We start from the raw sequence: 17,756 nt of genomic DNA on the forward strand, positions 1-17,756 counted from the left end.
TGGAGAAGCGTTTATCATCTTTATTTTTCCCGCTTTTTTCTAGTCCCCTTATTAACTTATATTGAGGCAAATGAGCCTTCATCAGGGCTAAGTTTTATAACTTTTTCTTCCCTGTTTCCCTGATATACTGGCTTTAGATTTGTAAACAGTCATGGGTATCAACATGTCAGTATCGTCCGCCTCCTCTTCTGCTTGCAGCAATGCTGAAGAAGTCCGTCGCGCCCTTAATACTTGTTTTCATTCAGGTAAGACCCGTGCGTTGACATGGCGAAAGCAGCAACTTGAACAGCTTAATAAGTTACTTACCGAAAATGAACAAGCCATCTTTGATGCCCTGAAAGATGATTTAGGGAAGAGTCAAACCGAGGCATGGCTAGGAGAATTTGGCTTTTTACAAAGTGATATCGCTCACACGTTATCGAACCTGGAAAAGTGGGCGGCACCCCGAAAAGTAGCGACGCCCCTGGTTGCTCAACCGGGTAAGAGTTACTTGCAAGCAGAACCGCTCGGTGTGGTTCTCATTATTGGTGCCTGGAACTACCCCTTACAACTACTTCTTGCGCCCCTGGTTGCCGCGCTTGCCGCAGGGAATTGTGTACTGTTAAAACCCTCCGAGCTGGCGGCTGCCACCTCATCTCTTATCGCCCAACTCGTACCGCAATATTTGGATCGTGAGGCGATACAGGTAATTGAAGGGGGGAAGGACGAAACCAGCGATCTACTCACCCAAAACTGGGATCATATATTTTATACTGGTGGTGAACAGGTCGGTAAAATTGTTATGCGTGCCGCGGCAGAACATCTAACGCCAGTAACGCTGGAACTGGGCGGCAAAAGCCCCTGTGTCGTCGACTGCAAGACAGACTTATCCACAACAGCCAAACGTATTGTCTGGGGGAAGTGGATGAACGCAGGGCAAACGTGTATTGCGCCTGATTATATTTTGGTAGAACAATCCTTCAAAGATGAACTTATATTGGCACTTAAAAAAGTGTTACAGCAACAATACGGCGATTCTCCGCTAACTAATGACGACTATGGAAAAATCATTAATCAGCGCCATTTCGAACGCTTAAAAAATTATTTGCATAAGGCTCACGTAATCCATGGCGGCAATGCAGATGCGCAGAAGATAAAAATCGAGCCCACCATTGTCGAAGTATCAGATGAGACCCATCCCTTACTTCAGGAAGAAATCTTTGGTCCTATTTTGCCAATTATCGCGGTAACGGACCTTAATGAGGCGATTGAATACATCAATCAGCGTCCTAAGCCACTAGCCCTTTACTTATTTACCCAACGTAAAGATTTTGAGCAAAAAATACTTCAACAAACCAGCGCGGGCAACGTGTGTATAAACGATACCTTGATGTTTATGTCGAACCCGGATTTACCATTCGGCGGTGTAGGCAGCAGTGGTATGGGTAATTATCACGGTAAAGCAGGATTTGATACATTTAGCCATTTGAAAAGTATAATGAAGCGTTCATTTAAGTTTGACGTGCCAGTGCGCTATGCACCATTTAAAAAATGGAAACTGGCAATACTGAAAAAATTAGCGTAAACCATAGAGAAGTAGTGATGCCGCAACCGTTTCATTTAGCTATACCAGTCGACGATTTACTAGCAGCAGAAGAGTTCTATGGCGGCTTATTAGGCTGCGATAAAGGCAGAAGTAGTGACCATTGGGTGGATTGGGATTTTTTTGGTCATCAGCTGGTCACCCATTTGGTTAAAGCCATGCCATCGCTACCGGAATTTAACCTGGTGGATAATCACCAGGTACCCGTGCCGCATTTTGGCGTTGTATTAACCATGGAACAATGGCGCGCCCTGGCGACCCGCTTAGAAGCTGCACACATTGATTTTGTCATTAAGCCATATATCAGGTTCAAAGGACAGCCTGGCGAGCAGGCCACCATGTTCTTTATAGACCCCGCGGGCAACGCGTTGGAATTCAAAGCGTTCGCTTCAATTGAGCAATTATTTGCCATTTAATTGCGCTTATCTTTGCCTACCACCATACTTTTTCCGCGGCCGCTTTTTTCTGAAGCGGCTTCCAGCCCGGCTGGTGTGTGCTTGATTAAATGAATATCACCAAAACGGCGCTTGTCCAGCGTATATCCCATCTCACTTAACGCTTGAAGCATGGTAGCATCGAAGCCCTCATGCACGCGCAAGGTGTCTTTGGGCAAAAGCTGATGATGGAAACGCGGGGCATTTGCCGCTTGTTCTGCATCCAGATTAAAATATAGGCTGGCTAAGATAGATTGCGCCACCGATGAAATGATGGTGGTTCCCCCTGGCGAACCGGTCACCAGTTTAACGCGGTCATTTTTAAGAACGATGGTGGGCGTCATGGAAGACAGCATACGTTTATGGGGCTGAATTTCATTCGCTTCGCCCCCAACGGCACCAAAGAAATTAGGCACGCCCGGCTTTGCACTGAAATCATCCATTTCATCGTTAAGTAAAAAACCAGCGCCTTCCACTACTACCCCGCTGCCAAACGTCAGGTTGATTGTGGTGGTATTAGCCACCGCATTCCCCCACTTATCTACGATCGAAAAGTGGGTGGTATCTTCACTTTCTGCTAAGCCAGGTTTGACCGCATCTGTATCTGAAATGGCCGTTAAATTAACTTCAGCTGCCCGCGATTCGATATACTTAGGGTCGATCAGCGCTGCCTGCGGGACATCAATAAAGTCGGGATCGCCCATATAAGTGGCGCGGTCGGAAAACACCCTTTTACTGATCTCTGCCATCAGGTGCACATAAGCTGCGCTGTTGTGTTCAAGCTGCTCAATGTCATCTGCGCGTGCAGCAAACATTCCCAGAATTTGTGCCACCGCAACACCCCCGGAACTGGGGGCGGGAGACGTCACCACATCGTAACCCTGCCACTCAACGGTGATGGGTTGCCGCCACGCCGCTTCGTAATTCTTTAAATCGGCTTTATTTATCAGGCCGTCATTTTTAAGCATGTAAGCATCGATAAGTTTTGCGGTTTCCCCTTCGTAAAAGCCTGCACGGCCCTCTTGTTGAATGCGTTTTAATGTTTCTGCGAGTTCAGGCTGACGAAATACTTCATTCGCGTGCATGTGACCGAAATACTTACTGAAATTACCTTTTAGCCCTCTTTTTTCCAGCTTTTCTAGATACCACACGACATTGTCGGCAAGCGCTTTGGGAACTTCAAAGCCTTTTTCTGCCAAGGTGACGGCAGGCTGTAACAAGCGCTGCCAAGGTAATGTGCCATAACGTTTATGGGCTGCCCACATCCCTGCCACTGTACCTGGGACACCTGCTGCGCGCGCACCAAACAGAGAATCATATGGCTTGACGTTGCCCTTGTCATCCAGGTACATATCGCGGGTTGCCTTTTCGGGGGCAATTTCGCGATAATCAAGAAAAGCCGGTTTCCCCTCCATCACTAACGTCATAAAGCCACCGCCACCGAGATTACCTGCTTCTGGCAAGGTAACCGCCAACACGAATTGAGCAGTAATGGCCGCATCCACTGCATTGCCACCTTCTAGCAGCACATCCATCGCCGCATCAGCACTAAACCTGTCCGGCATCGCCACCGCGTGCTCTTCAACTTTCGCAATGGAAGCAGGGTCTGACGCACAACTGGTAAGCGTTAAGGTAACTAAAAACGAGAAAAATAAGCGCATAATTTTATCCAATCATGATTAAGCTGGTCACTAAGTACGCCACTAACGTCAGTCCCCCTGCAGTTAACGCATACGGCATTTGCGTTTTAACATGGGTTAACAGATCGCAGCCAGCAGCAATAGAAGATACCGCGGTAGTATCAGAGATAGGCGAACAATGATCGCCAAAAATGCCCCCACCCAGAATGGCGGCCAGTACGAGCGAGGGTGGAAGCCCGAATGCTTCAATCAAGGGTACCCCCAAGGGAACTAAAATTGCGAAGGTTCCCCAAGAAGTGCCGGTGGTAAATGACATGATTGCGCCAGCCAGAAAGAGAGTGGGGACAATCAGGTACACAGGTAGAAATTCACCCACAATTTGCGCCACAAACACCCCCGTGCCCAACAGCTTTAAACTGGCACCCAGCGCTAACGAAAATAGTACAATAACCACCACAGGAAGGAGCTCACCCATACCTTTAAATGCAGTTTCCACAATATGTAAATGACGCATTTGACGATGAATGATTAACAAAATATAAGCTACCGCTGTCGCCATTAGTGTCGCGTATAGCCCTGACTTACTGCCACTGCCATTAGCTAAAGAGCCGTCACCAGTCCAGAACATAAAGCCAACCATGCCCAGTACCAGGGTAAGCAAGGGTAAAATCATAAAACGGGCTTTCGATGCCTTGGTGGTCGTGAGCACAGAATCTTCGGTAGTTAATCGGGCTTCTTCAGCTGCCATAGGCCCATGTACTTTATCTGTGACTATAGTGTAAACAACGATAGCCAGCGTAATCAGTGCATAAAAATTAAAAGGCACACTCCCCCATAAAATTTCAGCGGAGGTTTGCGGTAAGCTGTAACTGTCCAGCAAACCGATGATAAACGCGCCCCAGGCATTTAACAGGATCAAAATACAGATAGGAGCACAGGTACTGTCGATGATATAGGCAAGACGGGCACGACTCATCTTAAACTTGTCAAACAGTCCACGGGCAAAAATCCCGGCAGTAAGCACGCTTAAATTGGATTCAATAAATACCACAATGCCGGTCACCATAGTGACGCTCCCCACCTGCCGTTTACTTTTGGCGACGCCTTTGGTGACCAACCAGTTAACAGTGGCCGCAATGCCACCCGAATCTCTGATGAGGGCCAGCAATGCACCGACGAGCAACGAAAACATTAATATACGTGTATTGCCAGGGGACGCTGCTACGTCAACAATCCGTTCAAGGGTATTAATGGGGGTTATCAACCAGTTTGGATCGGATGCTTGCCAAATAAGTAGTGCTTCGGCACAAAGAATAGCCAGAAAGAGAGCGAGAATAACTTCTTTTTTCCAGAAGACGACGATAATAGCGACGAGGGGCGGGATGATAGACATCCATTGCATACGATTTTCCTAACACACAAATAGTTATAATTGTTATTCTGGCTGTGACCGGTTTCGAACTGCACCAACCATATTTGTTTGGCTTCACCACGTTTACACAAGGCGGGTGGGGCAATAACAGAAAATCACTTGCAGAGCGAGTACACACCATTATGGATTGTTATCATACTGGCATGAGATCGAGTTTGAAACCTTGTGCAATTAAATTTCACTTAAAAAGTAGTTGTTAATGAAATCATTACCGTTGGCTATTTTGTTATATACCCTGATTGTGTCCTCAGCAAGAGGAGCTGGGACGACTATTTCCGACCAGCACACAAGGCATATTATCGGTCAGAAAATCATGCTGGATTTTCGCTACTTTTGTGCAGATAACAAGGCCGACCAACATTGCAATAAGCCGGTGCTACATCTAACCGATGAATTGGCTACGGTGCTGGTAAAGGGGCAGATTGGCGGCGTGATTCTGTTTACAGAAAACATTCAAACGATCGAGCAAGTCGTGACATTTATTTATGACATGCAACAGTTGATGAAGCAGCACAATTTGCCACCACTTTTCATCGCTATTGATCAGGAAGGGGGGCGGGTAGCTCGTTTCCCGGATCATATTGCCACCCGCTTTGTGGGTAATATGGCCATTGGTGCCACCTATAAACATCACGGTGTGGATTACGCCAGATATGTCGCTGATGGTATAGCCAATGCTCTCAAACTACTCGGCATCAACGTCAATTTTGCCCCCAATGTGGATGTAAACGTTAACCCTGCCAACCCTGTTATCAATGTGAGAAGCTATGGTGAGTCACCGGCAATGGTTGCGCAACTTGGGTTAGCGACCGTGGCCGCCTTTCAGCAACAGCAGCTGATAAGTGCTATCAAACATTTCCCCGGTCATGGCGATACCCATGTGGACAGTCATTCAGGTCTGCCCAGAGTCAGCCATACTCGTCAGGAAATTAACGCAACGGACCTGCTACCATTTCGCACCATCATTGCCAGTCATACGCCGCCGGCTATGGTGATGAGTGCGCATATCCAATATCCTGCCCTGGACGATACAACTCTCGTTACCGCAAAGGGCACCGTCACCACAGTACCGGCTACGCTTTCACGAAAAATACTGCATAACTTGTTGCGCCGGGAGTTGGCCTATGAGGGGGTTGTCGTGACAGATGCATTGGATATGCAGGCGATTTCACAGTTTTTTAGTCAGGCTGACGCTACGTTGCATGCGTTTAGAGCGGGCGCTGATATAGCGTTAATGCCCTATATGATAAGGAGTAACGCCGATATTGAAGATTTTTGGCAATGGCAGCAGACCCTTACTCTTGCTGCCGAATCTGGCGAATTGGATAACGGCGAGTTAGTTGCCTCTCTGACGCGTATCCAGCAGCTTAAACAACGGTTTCAGGTAGGGCAATTTATAAATCAGCCTAAACACGTAAGGATAAAGAACGCAAAAAAAGCCTTGCCGATACCCGCAAACAAGGAGCTTGAAAAGCAACTAGCCAAAGACTCTGTAACAACTTTAATTGACAACAATGCTTTACCGCTATCGGATAAGCGAAACTGGCAGGTTGTCATGCCTGATAGCGCGCGATGTGACGCATTTATCCGCAGCGTAAAAAAGGTTAACACGGCTGTTCAAATTAACTGTACCAGTCTAGCTACGATCCCTGTAAAACCACCACGTTTGTCAGCTAACGACATATTGATTATCGGGGACATCTCCCCGTTGCACTCGACTTACGAAATGGGCGGCATGGATCCTCCCGAACAACTAAGGCGACGGGCTAGTAATCAACAGCAACAGCAATGGCTCAAGCCCATCATGCAGGAAGCGAAAAACAACGCCATACCTGTAGTGCTTATCGCGCTGCGCACGCCATACCTCGTTGCAGAATTCGCACAATATGTAGATGTGGCGCTAGCAACCTATGGCTACAACGTGGAAGTGAATAACAGCAAAGCCTCGGGAGCAGTATTTGAAAGTGTCGCAGAAGTGCTGTTGGGAAATAGCAAAACGCAAGGGAGCCTCCCCGTGACGGTAGAGCTTGGATTGCAGTAAGGTTCGTTAGTCGACGTAATTTAATTGGTAAATATTAGCGATGCATCAACGGCTAACCTCATCTAGCAAATAGGCAATATGAGAAAATTCAACGCCGCTATAGCGGCTTAATCCTATCTCACAGCTGCGGTTATTACTGACCCCCCGGCGGTAATGGCTAAGATCGCTTTTGGCTAGTGGAGCTAAGGCTGACGCATTCAGTTCGGGGAGCCAGAATCCTTTATCGCCTGCGAACCCGCAACAACTAACGTCATCTATTTCAACGACCCGCGTAACACACAACTGAGTCAGTTGTTTTAGTATATCGTCTTGCTTACTGCGTTTGCTCGAGCAGGTGGTGTGTAAAAGAATTGCTTCGTCTAACGGCGTAATATTTAGCCTGGGTACCACGCGGTCAAGCAAAAATGCCCCCAGTTCCCAGTATGTTTGTCCACTTTGCTGAAACTGCAGGGCACAGGAACTGGCATCTGTAATCACCGGCAAACGGTTGTCATCGTTGAGTCGATTTATAGCTTGGCTGGTGTAGCCGTTAATTTCCTTCGCCAATTCAGCGTAGCCCTTTGACTGCCAGGGTTGACCACAACATAAGCTTTCGACTTGATGAGGAAGGATGACCTCTATTTGTGCCTTATTCAGCAACGACATTACAATCTGCTGCAACGGCGGTTGATTTTTGTTGCTACCAAAAATTCGATTGGGACAGCTGGTTAAATAAATCACTTTGTCGGCAAATTGAGCTGACGCAGAGTGTTCCGGCGCAGTGCCCGCTGGGGTAGTTTCCAGCCAAACCGGTATTCGTCGGCCACTGAGTTTGTTTAGCTTTCGCGTTACATTTTCCATCCCTGCCCCTGATAAAAGTCGGCTGGCATACTTTGCCAACGACAAGGTTTTACTGGTGGCGCGGGTTATCGTGGACAGGTGGTGCATTGAAAACTGGGCGAGCTTTGTATGGGGATTAGATTGACTGCGTAAGTCTCGCACCCAGTCACCGGTATCAATATTGACCGGGCAGGCGGTGGCGCACATCCCTGTGGCAGCACAGGATTCAACCCCTAGCAGTTGAAACGCTGCTGCAATCTCCTGTTGTTCTGGCTGAGTAAGTTGTTCAACCCGGCGCTGCAATGCAATTCGATGACGAGGTGTTAAGGTAAAATTTTTCGAAGGGCAGTTAGGTTCACAAAAGCCACACTCTATACATGCGTCCACTTTGTCATCAACCGGAGGCAGGGCTTTTAAATTCTCCAGATGCGTATTTGGGTTGTCGTTAAGCATCACTCCCGGATTCAAAATTCCTGACGGGTCGAGTAACGACTTGATTTTTCGCATCACATTAACGCTTTTTTGCCCCCACTGATGTGATAGGAAGGGCGCCATATTGCGGCCTGTACCATGTTCCGCTTTTAACGTACCGTCGTACTTGCGGGTGATAAGCGTAACCACTGCCTCCATCATCGCCTGGTAACGAAAGACTTCATTCTCAGTATCAAAGCCTTGGGTGAATACAAAGTGAACATTGCCATCCAGTGCGTGACCGAAAATAATCGCCTCGGAATAGTGGTGTGTTTCAAATAACTGGATCAGGTCGTGCAGCCCCTCTGCCAGTTGGTCTAAAGGCAGAGCGATATCCTCAATAATTACCGTAGTACCGGATTGGCGTACAGCACCTACTGCCGGGAACAGGCCTTTTCGGATGGCCCATAATGTTTCTATAGTGGCGGGGTCTGAGGTAAATCCGCAGATAGCTTGCCCACCTGCGGAAGTATTTATTAGCGTCTGCACAGAGTGGCGAAGATTATCCAAGGAATGCTCATTTTCGGCCCCGAATTCAATCAGCAAGGCAACGTGGCCATCTCTTACGGGATTAGTTGAAAAGCGAGCGAGCAAATGCGCAACGGCGCGTAACGCGTTGGTATCCATTAACTCCACCGCACTTACATTTAATGCTTTGAGGTGAGCTGGCAGGGCGCACGCCTCCTGCAAGGATGAAAACACGTATAGCCCTACACAGCGGTACCTTGATACGTTAACGGTGTGATAGGTAATGTTGGCGATAAACCCCAGTGTACCTTCAGAGCCAATCATTAAATGCGCCAGCATGTCCAGCGGGTCGGTAAAATCAAGCAAGGCATTAATGCCATAGCCCATGGTATTTTTGAGCCTGAACTGATGTCGAATATGATCGCAAAGCGGGTGGTCTGTCTTAATCGCAGCACTTAACTGGGCAAGTTGATTGAGTAAGCCTGCATGTGACTGTCTGAATGTGGCACAGCTTTCGCTGTCATCGGTGCGTACCTCGCTGCCATCAGCCAGGATCAGGTGCATGGCTGACAAGGTGTGATAGCTGTTGTGCTTTATACCGCAACACATTCCAGAAGCATTGTTGGCGGCAATCCCGCCCACTTTGCAGGCATTGATGGACGCCGGGTCGGGTCCAATTTTGCGACCATAGGGGGCAAGTAAGCGGTTAGCGCGGGCGCCGATAACCCCTGGCTGTAATGCAATTCTGCGCCCGTTATCTAAGATTTTGCATTCCTGCCAGTCAGGCGTGAGCATTATCAGTACAGAATCCGATACTGCCTGACCTGATAAACTGGTACCGGCTGCGCGGAAGGTGATGGCCACCGTATGAGAGTATGCCAATTTGATGAGCTGCGCCATTTGTTCAGGGGTGGCCACCTGTAAAATTAAACTTGGCGTGAGCTGATAGAAGCTGGCATCGGTACTAAATGCAATGCGGCGCGCAAGGTCACGGACGATTTGGTGCGGCGGTAACAATGCTTCGACTGCGTGTATAAAGGCTTGTTGTTGTGCCGCCGGCAGCTGATGTAACGCCTTGGCCTGGACCAACGGAAGTGTCGTATTGATGTTGCCGATATTTGTCATTCTTCTGCTTAGTGCACGGGATATAGCAGATAGGGTTCCCGCTGCCGTCTGAAATTGTCCAGTTCCGCTTGCCAGCTGGCGCGTATGGTCATTTCGTCCTGACCTTGCTCAATGGCTTCACGCAATGCTTTGGTTCCCGCCAGTTTGTCCATAAAACCAGGACGGTCAAAAAAGACTTCCCCTGCTTCATTGAAACGTTGGTACGCCTGAATTAAAAAATTCAGTTGCAGGCCATGCACAGGGCTCGCTCTTAAATCTTGCGCGAACAGTTTTTGCCCTTCAAGTTTAGGACTGATTGCAGCTGGTTGACTGGTTGGGGTAACAATAAACTCACCAAGTTTAACTTTGTGGTGACCCATTAACTGAAAAGGGTAAGGTGTGCCACGCCCAATGCTAACGGAAGTCGCTTCAAAAAAACACAATGAAGGGTACAAACGTACAGCAGTATCATTTGGGAGATTAGGGCTCGGCGGCACGGGCAGCGAATAAGCCATGGATTTATTATAATTTGCCACGGGAATGACGTGCAAAATCAGGTTTTCTGCCTGCTTAATCCATTGCTCACCTTTAATCATTAGTGCCAGTTCCCCTACCGTCATACCATGTAAAACCGGGATAGGATGCATCCCCACAAACGACTGTTGCGAGATGTCACGAAGCGGCCCATCTACAAAACGGCCGTTGGGATTAGGCCTGTCGAGCACCACCAGCGGAATACCCTGTTCGGCAGCTGCTTCCATGACATAGTGCATGGTACTGATATAAGTGTAAAAGCGTGCGCCCACATCCTGAATATCAAAAATCAGTATATCCACATTGCTTAACATAAATGGCGTGGGTTTTTTGGTTTCGCCATACAAGGAGAGTAAGGGAAGTTCACGTAAGGTGCTTACTTCATCTTTTACCTTTTCTCCAGCCGATGCCTGACCTTTAAACCCATGTTCAGGACTGAATATTTTGGTAACTTTAATATTTTTTGAAAGTAAAAACTCCACCAGATGCTGCTGATCCACCAAAGACGTGTGATTGACGACTACGCCAACATTTTTTCCTTGTAATAAGGGTAAATACTGGTCGCTCCGTTCTGCTGCAACGGTAATGGCCTGCACCCAATTGCTGAACACTAAGAAAATAAGTCCCACAACACTAGCTTTCATGATTAAGCGCCTTACGTAAGAATCCCTTGTTTTTATCCAGCAATGCAGCAGCCTCAGCTGCATCAATGTTCATAAGTATCATTAAAATTGCCTGTTTTGCATTTTGCTTGGCATGGCTCAGGGCGTGCTCGGCTTCGGCCGCGTTACATTCTGTTGCTTGCATCACAATACGTACAGCCCGAGCTTTCAATTTCTGGTTACTGGCTACCACGTCAACCATCAAATTCTGATAAGTTTTGCCCAGCTTGATCATCGATGTGGTGGAAAGCATGTTCAGGATAAGTTTTTGTGCGGTGCCCGCTTTCATTCGTGTTGAACCGGTCAATACTTCAGGCCCTACCTGCGGACAGATACTGATGCGCGCAATTTTAGTCATGGGTGAGCGCGGATTGCAGCTTACGGAAACCGACTGCGCGCCGGTTGCATTCGCGTATTCAAGCGCACCGATAACGTAAGGCGTACGTCCGCTGGCCGATAAACCTACTACGATATCGTTGACAGTTACCGCTAACAGCTCCAAATCCTGTTTCCCTTGCGTCGGATTGTCTTCGGCGCCTTCTACAGCATGCTGAACTGCCTGGCTGCCTCCTGCGATTACGCCGACCACCAAAGTGTCATCTACGCTAAACGTGGGACGACATTCTGCCGCATCAAGAATTCCAAGGCGGCCACTGGTACCTGCACCCACGTAAATTAACCGTCCGCCTTTTTGCATGCCCTCGACAATTGCATCTACCGCTTGCGCGATAAGCGGTAACTGTTCTGCTATGGCTGGCGCGACCAATGCATCCTGGTGGTTAATTTTGGCCAGAATATCAATGGTGTCCAGCGTATCCAGGGCTGTCGTTTCTGCGTTACGCTGTTCCGAGGTCAGCGTTTGAAGTTGCTCAAGTAAGTCTTCGCTGGGGTGGTTAGTCATAGCTATTATGCAGATTCCTTGTGTTCGGTGATGGGGGGCTTGCCTATCCAGCATACGACACTCGCCACTACTGTTCCAATGATAAGTTGCCAGGTGAAGGCTAGATCAAATTGCCAGCTAACGGGATAGAGCGTCACCACGTAAGGCTGCATTAACAGCGGGGTGACGAAACCAGCGCACAGCGCGCAGATAACAGAATGATAATTTCCTCTGCGGGTGAATAAACTGATAATGTATATACCTAGCAACCCACTATACGAAAAAATCATGACGCTTAGGGCAAACTGAAGTAGCGGCGTGTCACTGTACTGTTGCCAGTAAAAACACACAACGGCCATGCCGCCTAAGGCTACTGCAACAAGCGTCATCGCCAGTCTGCCGGCAAAAATTAATTGGCTTGGCGAAACCTCTAGTCTCTGTTTTCGTTTCATTGGCGCGTAAAAATCTTGTACTAGTACACTTGCCATAGAATTGAGCCCCGAATTTAGCGACGACAACGCTGCTGCAATAATCCCTATCGTTACCAGGCCTTTTACACCGGCGGGCAGATCCGTTAACACAAAATAGAGAAAGATTGTCACTGTTTGACCTAAGTAGTGGGGACTGTCCCCCATTAATGCAGTCGAGAGGTTTTTATAGTACACATAGAGTAATAAACCGATGGTAATAAATAGAAACATCACCGCGGCTGTTACTAACACTGAGATAAACAGGGCTCGCTGACCGGCCTTTTTATCGCGACAAGTAAGTAAACGTTGCGTCATGTCCTGATCAAGACCGAACGCGGCCACATTTAACAGCACCATACCCAGCAAAATATTGGGTAAAGAAAAAACGTGTGCTGAGGCGAGCGAAAATGAAGTATCAATGAATCTGAGTTTGGAAGCTTCGTCTTCCGACTGCCCCTGCAGCTGGCTAATTATCTCGTCGAAGGGGAGGGCAATTTTATCAAATAGCACAGCTATAACAGTAATCGCTGAGAGCGTATATACGGCAGCCTGAATGGCATCCGAATAAATGACCGAGCGAATACCACCGCTCACCGTGTAGAAAAGTCCACATACTATGATAACGCCTATTGAAACGAGAATGCTGGTGGGGGCGATATTGGCAAACAGAATCATCGATACTGCCAACGCAGCGATGTATAAACGCGCGCCGCTGGCAAATACGCGTCCTAACAAGTACATCAATCCCGCAGATTTTCTCGCTGGTGAGCCATACCGTTTTTCTAACAGCTCGTAAACGGTGAAAACGTTATTTTGATAAAACGCGGGCAGCAAAAATCGGCTGACAATAATTGCCGCAATCAAAGCAGAAAAAGTGGTGGTCAGATAAGTAAGATCACTACGGTAACCTTGATCGGGCCCGCCTAAAAAGGTAGCCGCAGACTGTGAAGTGGCCACAACCGAAATGGCCACTAATGCTACAGGCATGGCGTGATTACCCAGAAAATAGCTTTCGCCAGAGTGGGGGCGACGATTAATCAGCCACCCACTCCCCACTAATAACAGCAGGTAAATAAGAAACGCCACTCCATCTAGGGCGGAAAACTGTTCGAACATATGCGCCACAACGACTTATGAATAGCCTGTTATATCACGTAATAAATTAGATCGTTAACACCCAGAGTTGAATTACCTGGTGACAATAACGTGTTACACTTTGCAGTACATGAAAAACAACAGTTTTAGATTCCGTTGAGTAGACAAACTCAGGCACTTATTCACGCCGACGCGCTAATCCACAATTATGAAACCATTTCAGCCTTAACCCCTGACAGCAAGATCATGGCGGTGATAAAGGCTGACGCTTACGGGCACGGAGCGGTGAACGTTGCAAAGATTTTGCAAGGTCGATGTCCGTGTTATGCGGTGGCAATATCAGAAGAAGCACTGATCTTGCGTGAGGCGGGAATTGATGAGCCTATTGTTATTTTTGAAGGCGCACATCAACCACAGGAGTGCGAAGAAGCTGCCAGGCTTCATTGCATTTTAGTGGCTCACAACCACCAGCAGTTAGATTGGTTAACGAAAACCCCGGCCTCCCGGCGGCCTCCCGTGTGGTTCAAAATCGACACGGGGATGCATAGGCTGGGCTTTGATTTAGCAGATATTGATAAAGTAATGTCTGAATATGCAGCTTTAGTGACTGCGCAGACAGTTCTGGTGACCCATCTGGCAAGTGCAGATGATCTGTCCAATAGATTTACGCAACACCAACTGGATAAATTTGCCGCGCTTCAACAGCGATATAAACTTAATTGCAGTATTGCCAATTCGCCGGCCACGTTAGGTTGGCCTGGTACCCACGCCGCATGGAATAGAGTCGGGATGGGTCTATATGGTGGTGGGCCACTCCCACAGTTAAGTGCAGGCTCAACCCTTAAACCTGCAATGACCTTACAGGCGTCGATTATGTCGTTGCGAACAATCACCAGTGGCGAATCGGTCGGTTACGGCCAAACCTGGGTGGCGCCAAGAAAAAGCGTTATCGCGACAGTGAGTATTGGTTATGCGGACGGATATCCACGTCATTGTCCCAATGGAACGCCCACTGTAGTCCGAGGACAACGTGCACCATTAGTCGGGCGCGTATCTATGGACATGTTAAACATAGATGTTACCGACATTCCTAACGTGCGATTAGGGGATACGGTAGAACTGTGGGGGTCCCAAGTGTCGATAAATGAAGTCGCTAAACTGGCCGGTACCATTTCCTATGAACTCATGACCCGCTTGTCCACCCGCGTGCCACGCGTGATTGTAAAATAAGAATAGTCATTTTCCAGGATTAGAACGTTACGTCGGGTGCAGGGCACGTGGTATTACGTCCTGATTCTTTCGCCTTGTATAACGCTATATCTGCCCGCTCCAGCCAATGCCACTGATTTTCGTTTTTTTGGTATTGAGCTACGCCAAACGAAGCCGTAAGTGAGCACTTACCAATAAACTTGATATCCTCAATAGCATGGCGGAGAGATTCTGCCAGAGTAACTGCTTCTTCCTGTGACGTGTTCTCCGCTATTACCACAAATTCTTCACCCCCGAAGCGATATAATTTATCGGTGACACGAATTCGGTCGGCTATGGTATGCGTAAAGGTGATTAATACCTGATCACCAAAACTATGCCCAAAACGATCGTTAATCGACTTAAATTCATCCAAGTCGATTAACAGCAGTGACGCGGATTGATTCGGATAACGTTTTATTGATTCAATCAGTTCCATCAATTTCTCTTCTAAAGCTCTTCGGTTGCCGACGCCCGTGAGTGTATCCTGGGTTGCTAATACAGTTAATTCATCTTGATGTTTGCGCATGCGATATGAAAACGTAAAACAGAAAAGCATCGTTGAACCGGTGGCGATAAAGAATTGTAAGCTCATCACACTGTTTATTTCTGGCCAGACAATAGCAATTACCACTGCTAAAAAAGCCATCGCGATGGTCAGTGCAATATAGGGAGTGAGGGTGAAAAATACGGTAGTGAGGGCAGGAAATATCCATAAGATATTTTGATAGCCTTTAAGATAAACCGTAAACGTCATGACTACGACTGCCAAACTCGCGATAATCCATCGAGCAATAGCAGTACGACCGGTAATACTCACGTAAACGAAAACGCTGGTGAGCCCGATAAAAGCAGACATATTAAGAATGACCATTATCCAGTCTTTTTGTAAAAACCGAATAACGATAAAGGGCAACACTCCCAGCGAAATAGCGCCACTTAACACTAAGATGATAAATTCGTCAGAGGTTTTTTTTTATTCATCGACTATCACTTCTAGCCACTTCATTTTTCCCTTTTCCCTCACGCCCTTATCATTCACACTTGCTACGAGACTGTTCAACCATCGCGGTTCGTTGCAATGATTATGCTGTGAGAGAAGTTTTAATTCGTTATAACTCAGTAAAGTGCATAATCTGTTAAAAGCAAATATTTGAGCGCTTAGTACTTATCAAGATGTTTTTTCGTTTAAGTAACCAGAGGAAAAATCGTGGGGCAGTCTACTAGCTATTATATTGGCATCGATGGGGGGGGAACACGTTGCCGAGCGAAGCTGTTCAATAGCAAAGGTGAATGTCTTGGCTTAGCTGAAACAGGTGGGGCCAATGTCGCCTCTGATGTCAAACAGGCAAAACAATCTCTATTAGATGTTATTACTGAAGCTTTGCGCGTTGCTGACTTACACGCGCACGTGAGGTTGGCCGACTTGCATGTGGCCGCAGGTTTAGCTGGAGCAAATTTATCTTCTGCGCGCCATGCGTTAATCAACTGGGCGCATCCATTTGCTTCCTTCCATTTTACTTCTGACCTTGCCACGGCCATTATTGGTGCGCATGGCGGCGGTGAGGGAGCTCTGCTCATTGTGGGTACCGGATCCTGTGCGGCCTCGTGGCAAAAGAACACATTGCACCACTTCGGCGGGCATGGTTTTACACTTGGCGATAAGGGCAGTGGTGCATGGTTGGGGAAACAGGCAATCATCCACCTGCTGGAAAGTCTGGAGGGGGTGTTCGAACAAACCGGCTTTTGTCGAGCAATTCATTCGCACCTAGGTTTACCCTCCGCACAAGCATTGGTGGACCATTACCATCACGCGCCCCCTTCAGTCTTTGGAAAGTTAGCACCGTTAGTTATGCAATCAGCGAACAAAGGTGATGAAAAGGCGCTGGAGATAGTAAAAGAGGGAGCAGACTACCTTTCAAAAATTGCCAGTCTCGCCTTAAACAGTGGTAACAGCAAACTCGCCATAACTGGCGGGGTGGCTTCCTTGATTACCCCTTATTTATCTTGTGAGATGCGTGATGCGCTGGTACCCGTTGCACATTCTCCAGAATGGGGGGCGGTCTATTTGTTTTATAAGGAACGTTGCCAGTTAGTCCAACGATAGTCTGCCGCAATTAGCTGCCTTGAGCTGGCGCACCAGGAAGGCCAATTGGCTTAATTTCGTTGGTAGCGAACTGATACCGTTCTGGTCTGTGGTTAAGCGATATAACCGTATTAAGACAAATAGCCGCTAAAATCGAAATAACGACGAGCGGCCAACTTATAACGAACAAGCTACAGGTTAAAATAACTGTATCTACACATAATTGAAGCACCCCCGCCTTTACTCCCCAGCGTTGTTGCAGATAAAAGCCTAGAATCCCGACCCCTCCCAGACTAGAGGCGTGTCTGAACATGATAAGCATGCCGACCCCGATCAGTACTCCGCCAAAAATTGCGGCAAACAACGGATTTACATGAGTGATATTCACCACTTCGGGCAGCCATTCACTAAGAACAGATATCGTAGTTACAGTAATTAGTGTATTAATCGTGAAACGCCTGCTTATTTTTGTCCACGATAACCAATAGAAGGGAATATTGATTAGAAAAAATAACCATCCAAACTCAATTTCAATGAAAAAAGTACCCAATAAAGCCAGTCCTGCTGCACCACCCACCATTAGTTGCTGGGCCTGGAAGAGGACTAATCCAAAGGACACAAAAAGACCCGCGCAAAGCAATGCGAAAAAATCTTCAAGCAGGCTATGTTTCATTGACTTGTTAAACCTCGATGAGCTATGTAAGAAGCCCTATTATACGCGTATATGTCAAACGGGTTGTGCGCTGAGGTGAACCTTTTAAGGTTTGCAGACGTTATGCAGTAGCGTGCA

The 17,756-nt window shown here is 47.5% G+C and carries 13 protein-coding genes; 5 read left to right on the forward strand and 8 right to left on the reverse strand.

Going from position 1 to position 17,756, the window contains the following annotated elements; genetic code table 11:
* Nucleotides 1-163 precede the first annotated feature (163 nt).
* Nucleotides 164-1,564: an aldehyde dehydrogenase family protein gene (locus tag OPS25_RS05770; protein ID WP_265616703.1), complete on the forward strand. Its 1,401-nt coding sequence runs from the start codon at nt 164-166 to the stop codon at nt 1,562-1,564.
* A gap of 17 nt (nt 1,565-1,581) precedes the next feature.
* A complete protein-coding gene (locus OPS25_RS05775) occupies nt 1,582-1,998 on the forward strand; it encodes a VOC family protein (protein ID WP_265616704.1) in 417 nt (138 codons plus the stop codon).
* Here the strand turns inward: OPS25_RS05775 and ggt are convergent.
* Both ggt and OPS25_RS05785 read right to left on the reverse strand, forming a co-directional pair.
* Nucleotides 1,995-3,677, reverse strand: coding sequence for a gamma-glutamyltransferase (gene ggt, locus OPS25_RS05780; RefSeq protein ID WP_265616705.1), 1,683 nt, complete (start codon nt 3,675-3,677; stop codon nt 1,995-1,997). The genes OPS25_RS05775 and ggt overlap by 4 nt on opposite strands.
* Nucleotides 3,678-3,681: 4 nt before the next feature.
* The gene (locus OPS25_RS05785; protein ID WP_265616706.1) at nt 3,682-5,058 is read right to left on the reverse strand and encodes a Na+/H+ antiporter NhaC family protein; all 1,377 of its coding nucleotides are present in this window, start codon (nt 5,056-5,058) and stop codon (nt 3,682-3,684) included.
* A 229-nt stretch (nt 5,059-5,287) separates the two neighbouring features.
* Here OPS25_RS05785 and OPS25_RS05790 point away from each other — a divergent pair, with 229 nt between their 5' ends.
* Nucleotides 5,288-7,129 (forward strand): glycoside hydrolase family 3 protein, encoded by a 1,842-nt coding sequence (locus OPS25_RS05790; RefSeq protein WP_265616707.1) that lies wholly within the window; start codon nt 5,288-5,290, stop codon nt 7,127-7,129.
* A gap of 45 nt (nt 7,130-7,174) precedes the next feature.
* Here OPS25_RS05790 and OPS25_RS05795 read toward each other — a convergent pair whose 3' ends face one another.
* From OPS25_RS05795 to OPS25_RS05810, 4 genes are read right to left on the reverse strand one after another with little or no spacing between them, the layout of a single operon-like run.
* The gene (locus tag OPS25_RS05795) at nt 7,175-10,012 is read right to left on the reverse strand and encodes an FAD-binding and (Fe-S)-binding domain-containing protein (RefSeq protein WP_265616708.1); all 2,838 of its coding nucleotides are present in this window, start codon (nt 10,010-10,012) and stop codon (nt 7,175-7,177) included.
* Nucleotides 10,013-10,020: 8 nt separating this feature from the next.
* A complete protein-coding gene (locus OPS25_RS05800; protein WP_265616709.1) occupies nt 10,021-11,169 on the reverse strand; it encodes an exo-beta-N-acetylmuramidase NamZ family protein in 1,149 nt (382 codons plus the stop codon).
* Nucleotides 11,159-12,088, reverse strand: coding sequence for an N-acetylmuramic acid 6-phosphate etherase (gene murQ, locus OPS25_RS05805; protein WP_265616710.1), 930 nt, complete (start codon nt 12,086-12,088; stop codon nt 11,159-11,161). The genes OPS25_RS05800 and murQ overlap by 11 nt, the downstream gene beginning before the upstream one ends.
* A 5-nt stretch (nt 12,089-12,093) precedes the next feature.
* Entirely contained in the window at nt 12,094-13,653 is a 1,560-nt protein-coding gene (locus OPS25_RS05810) for a sodium:solute symporter (RefSeq protein WP_265616711.1), read from the reverse strand.
* Between the two features lie 135 nt (nt 13,654-13,788).
* Here OPS25_RS05810 and alr point away from each other — a divergent pair, with 135 nt between their 5' ends.
* Nucleotides 13,789-14,862 (forward strand): alanine racemase, encoded by a 1,074-nt coding sequence (gene alr, locus OPS25_RS05815; protein WP_265616712.1) that lies wholly within the window; start codon nt 13,789-13,791, stop codon nt 14,860-14,862.
* Between the two features lie 19 nt (nt 14,863-14,881).
* On the opposite strand, the gene OPS25_RS15910 is transcribed toward alr, so the two are convergent.
* A complete protein-coding gene (locus OPS25_RS15910; protein ID WP_265616713.1) occupies nt 14,882-15,826 on the reverse strand; it encodes a GGDEF domain-containing protein in 945 nt (314 codons plus the stop codon).
* Between the two features lie 264 nt (nt 15,827-16,090).
* Here OPS25_RS15910 and OPS25_RS05825 point away from each other — a divergent pair, with 264 nt between their 5' ends.
* Nucleotides 16,091-16,987 (forward strand): BadF/BadG/BcrA/BcrD ATPase family protein, encoded by an 897-nt coding sequence (locus tag OPS25_RS05825; protein WP_265616714.1) that lies wholly within the window; start codon nt 16,091-16,093, stop codon nt 16,985-16,987.
* 10 nt (nt 16,988-16,997) lie between these two features.
* On the opposite strand, the gene OPS25_RS05830 is transcribed toward OPS25_RS05825, so the two are convergent.
* A complete protein-coding gene (locus OPS25_RS05830; RefSeq protein WP_265616715.1) occupies nt 16,998-17,639 on the reverse strand; it encodes a YitT family protein in 642 nt (213 codons plus the stop codon).
* Between the last annotated feature and the right edge of the window lie 117 nt (nt 17,640-17,756).

Source organism: Alteromonas aquimaris (assembly GCF_026183695.1).
Lineage (GTDB): Bacteria > Pseudomonadota > Gammaproteobacteria > Enterobacterales > Alteromonadaceae > Alteromonas > Alteromonas aquimaris.

Bases quoted from the DNA above. Each gene is read 5' to 3' on its own strand.
- OPS25_RS05770 (WP_265616703.1), top strand. From the start codon at position 164: ATGTCAGTATCGTCCGCCTCCTCTTCTGCTTGCAGCAATGCTGAAGAA.
- OPS25_RS05775 (WP_265616704.1), top strand. From the start codon at position 1,582: ATGCCGCAACCGTTTCATTTAGCTATACCAGTCGACGATTTACTAGCA.
- ggt (WP_265616705.1), bottom strand. From the start codon at position 3,677: ATGCGCTTATTTTTCTCGTTTTTAGTTACCTTAACGCTTACCAGTTGT.
- OPS25_RS05785 (WP_265616706.1), bottom strand. From the start codon at position 5,058: ATGCAATGGATGTCTATCATCCCGCCCCTCGTCGCTATTATCGTCGTC.
- OPS25_RS05790 (WP_265616707.1), top strand. From the start codon at position 5,288: ATGAAATCATTACCGTTGGCTATTTTGTTATATACCCTGATTGTGTCC.
- OPS25_RS05795 (WP_265616708.1), bottom strand. From the start codon at position 10,012: ATGACAAATATCGGCAACATCAATACGACACTTCCGTTGGTCCAGGCC.
- OPS25_RS05800 (WP_265616709.1), bottom strand. From the start codon at position 11,169: ATGAAAGCTAGTGTTGTGGGACTTATTTTCTTAGTGTTCAGCAATTGG.
- murQ (WP_265616710.1), bottom strand. From the start codon at position 12,088: ATGACTAACCACCCCAGCGAAGACTTACTTGAGCAACTTCAAACGCTG.
- OPS25_RS05810 (WP_265616711.1), bottom strand. From the start codon at position 13,653: ATGTTCGAACAGTTTTCCGCCCTAGATGGAGTGGCGTTTCTTATTTAC.
- OPS25_RS05830 (WP_265616715.1), bottom strand. From the start codon at position 17,639: ATGAAACATAGCCTGCTTGAAGATTTTTTCGCATTGCTTTGCGCGGGT.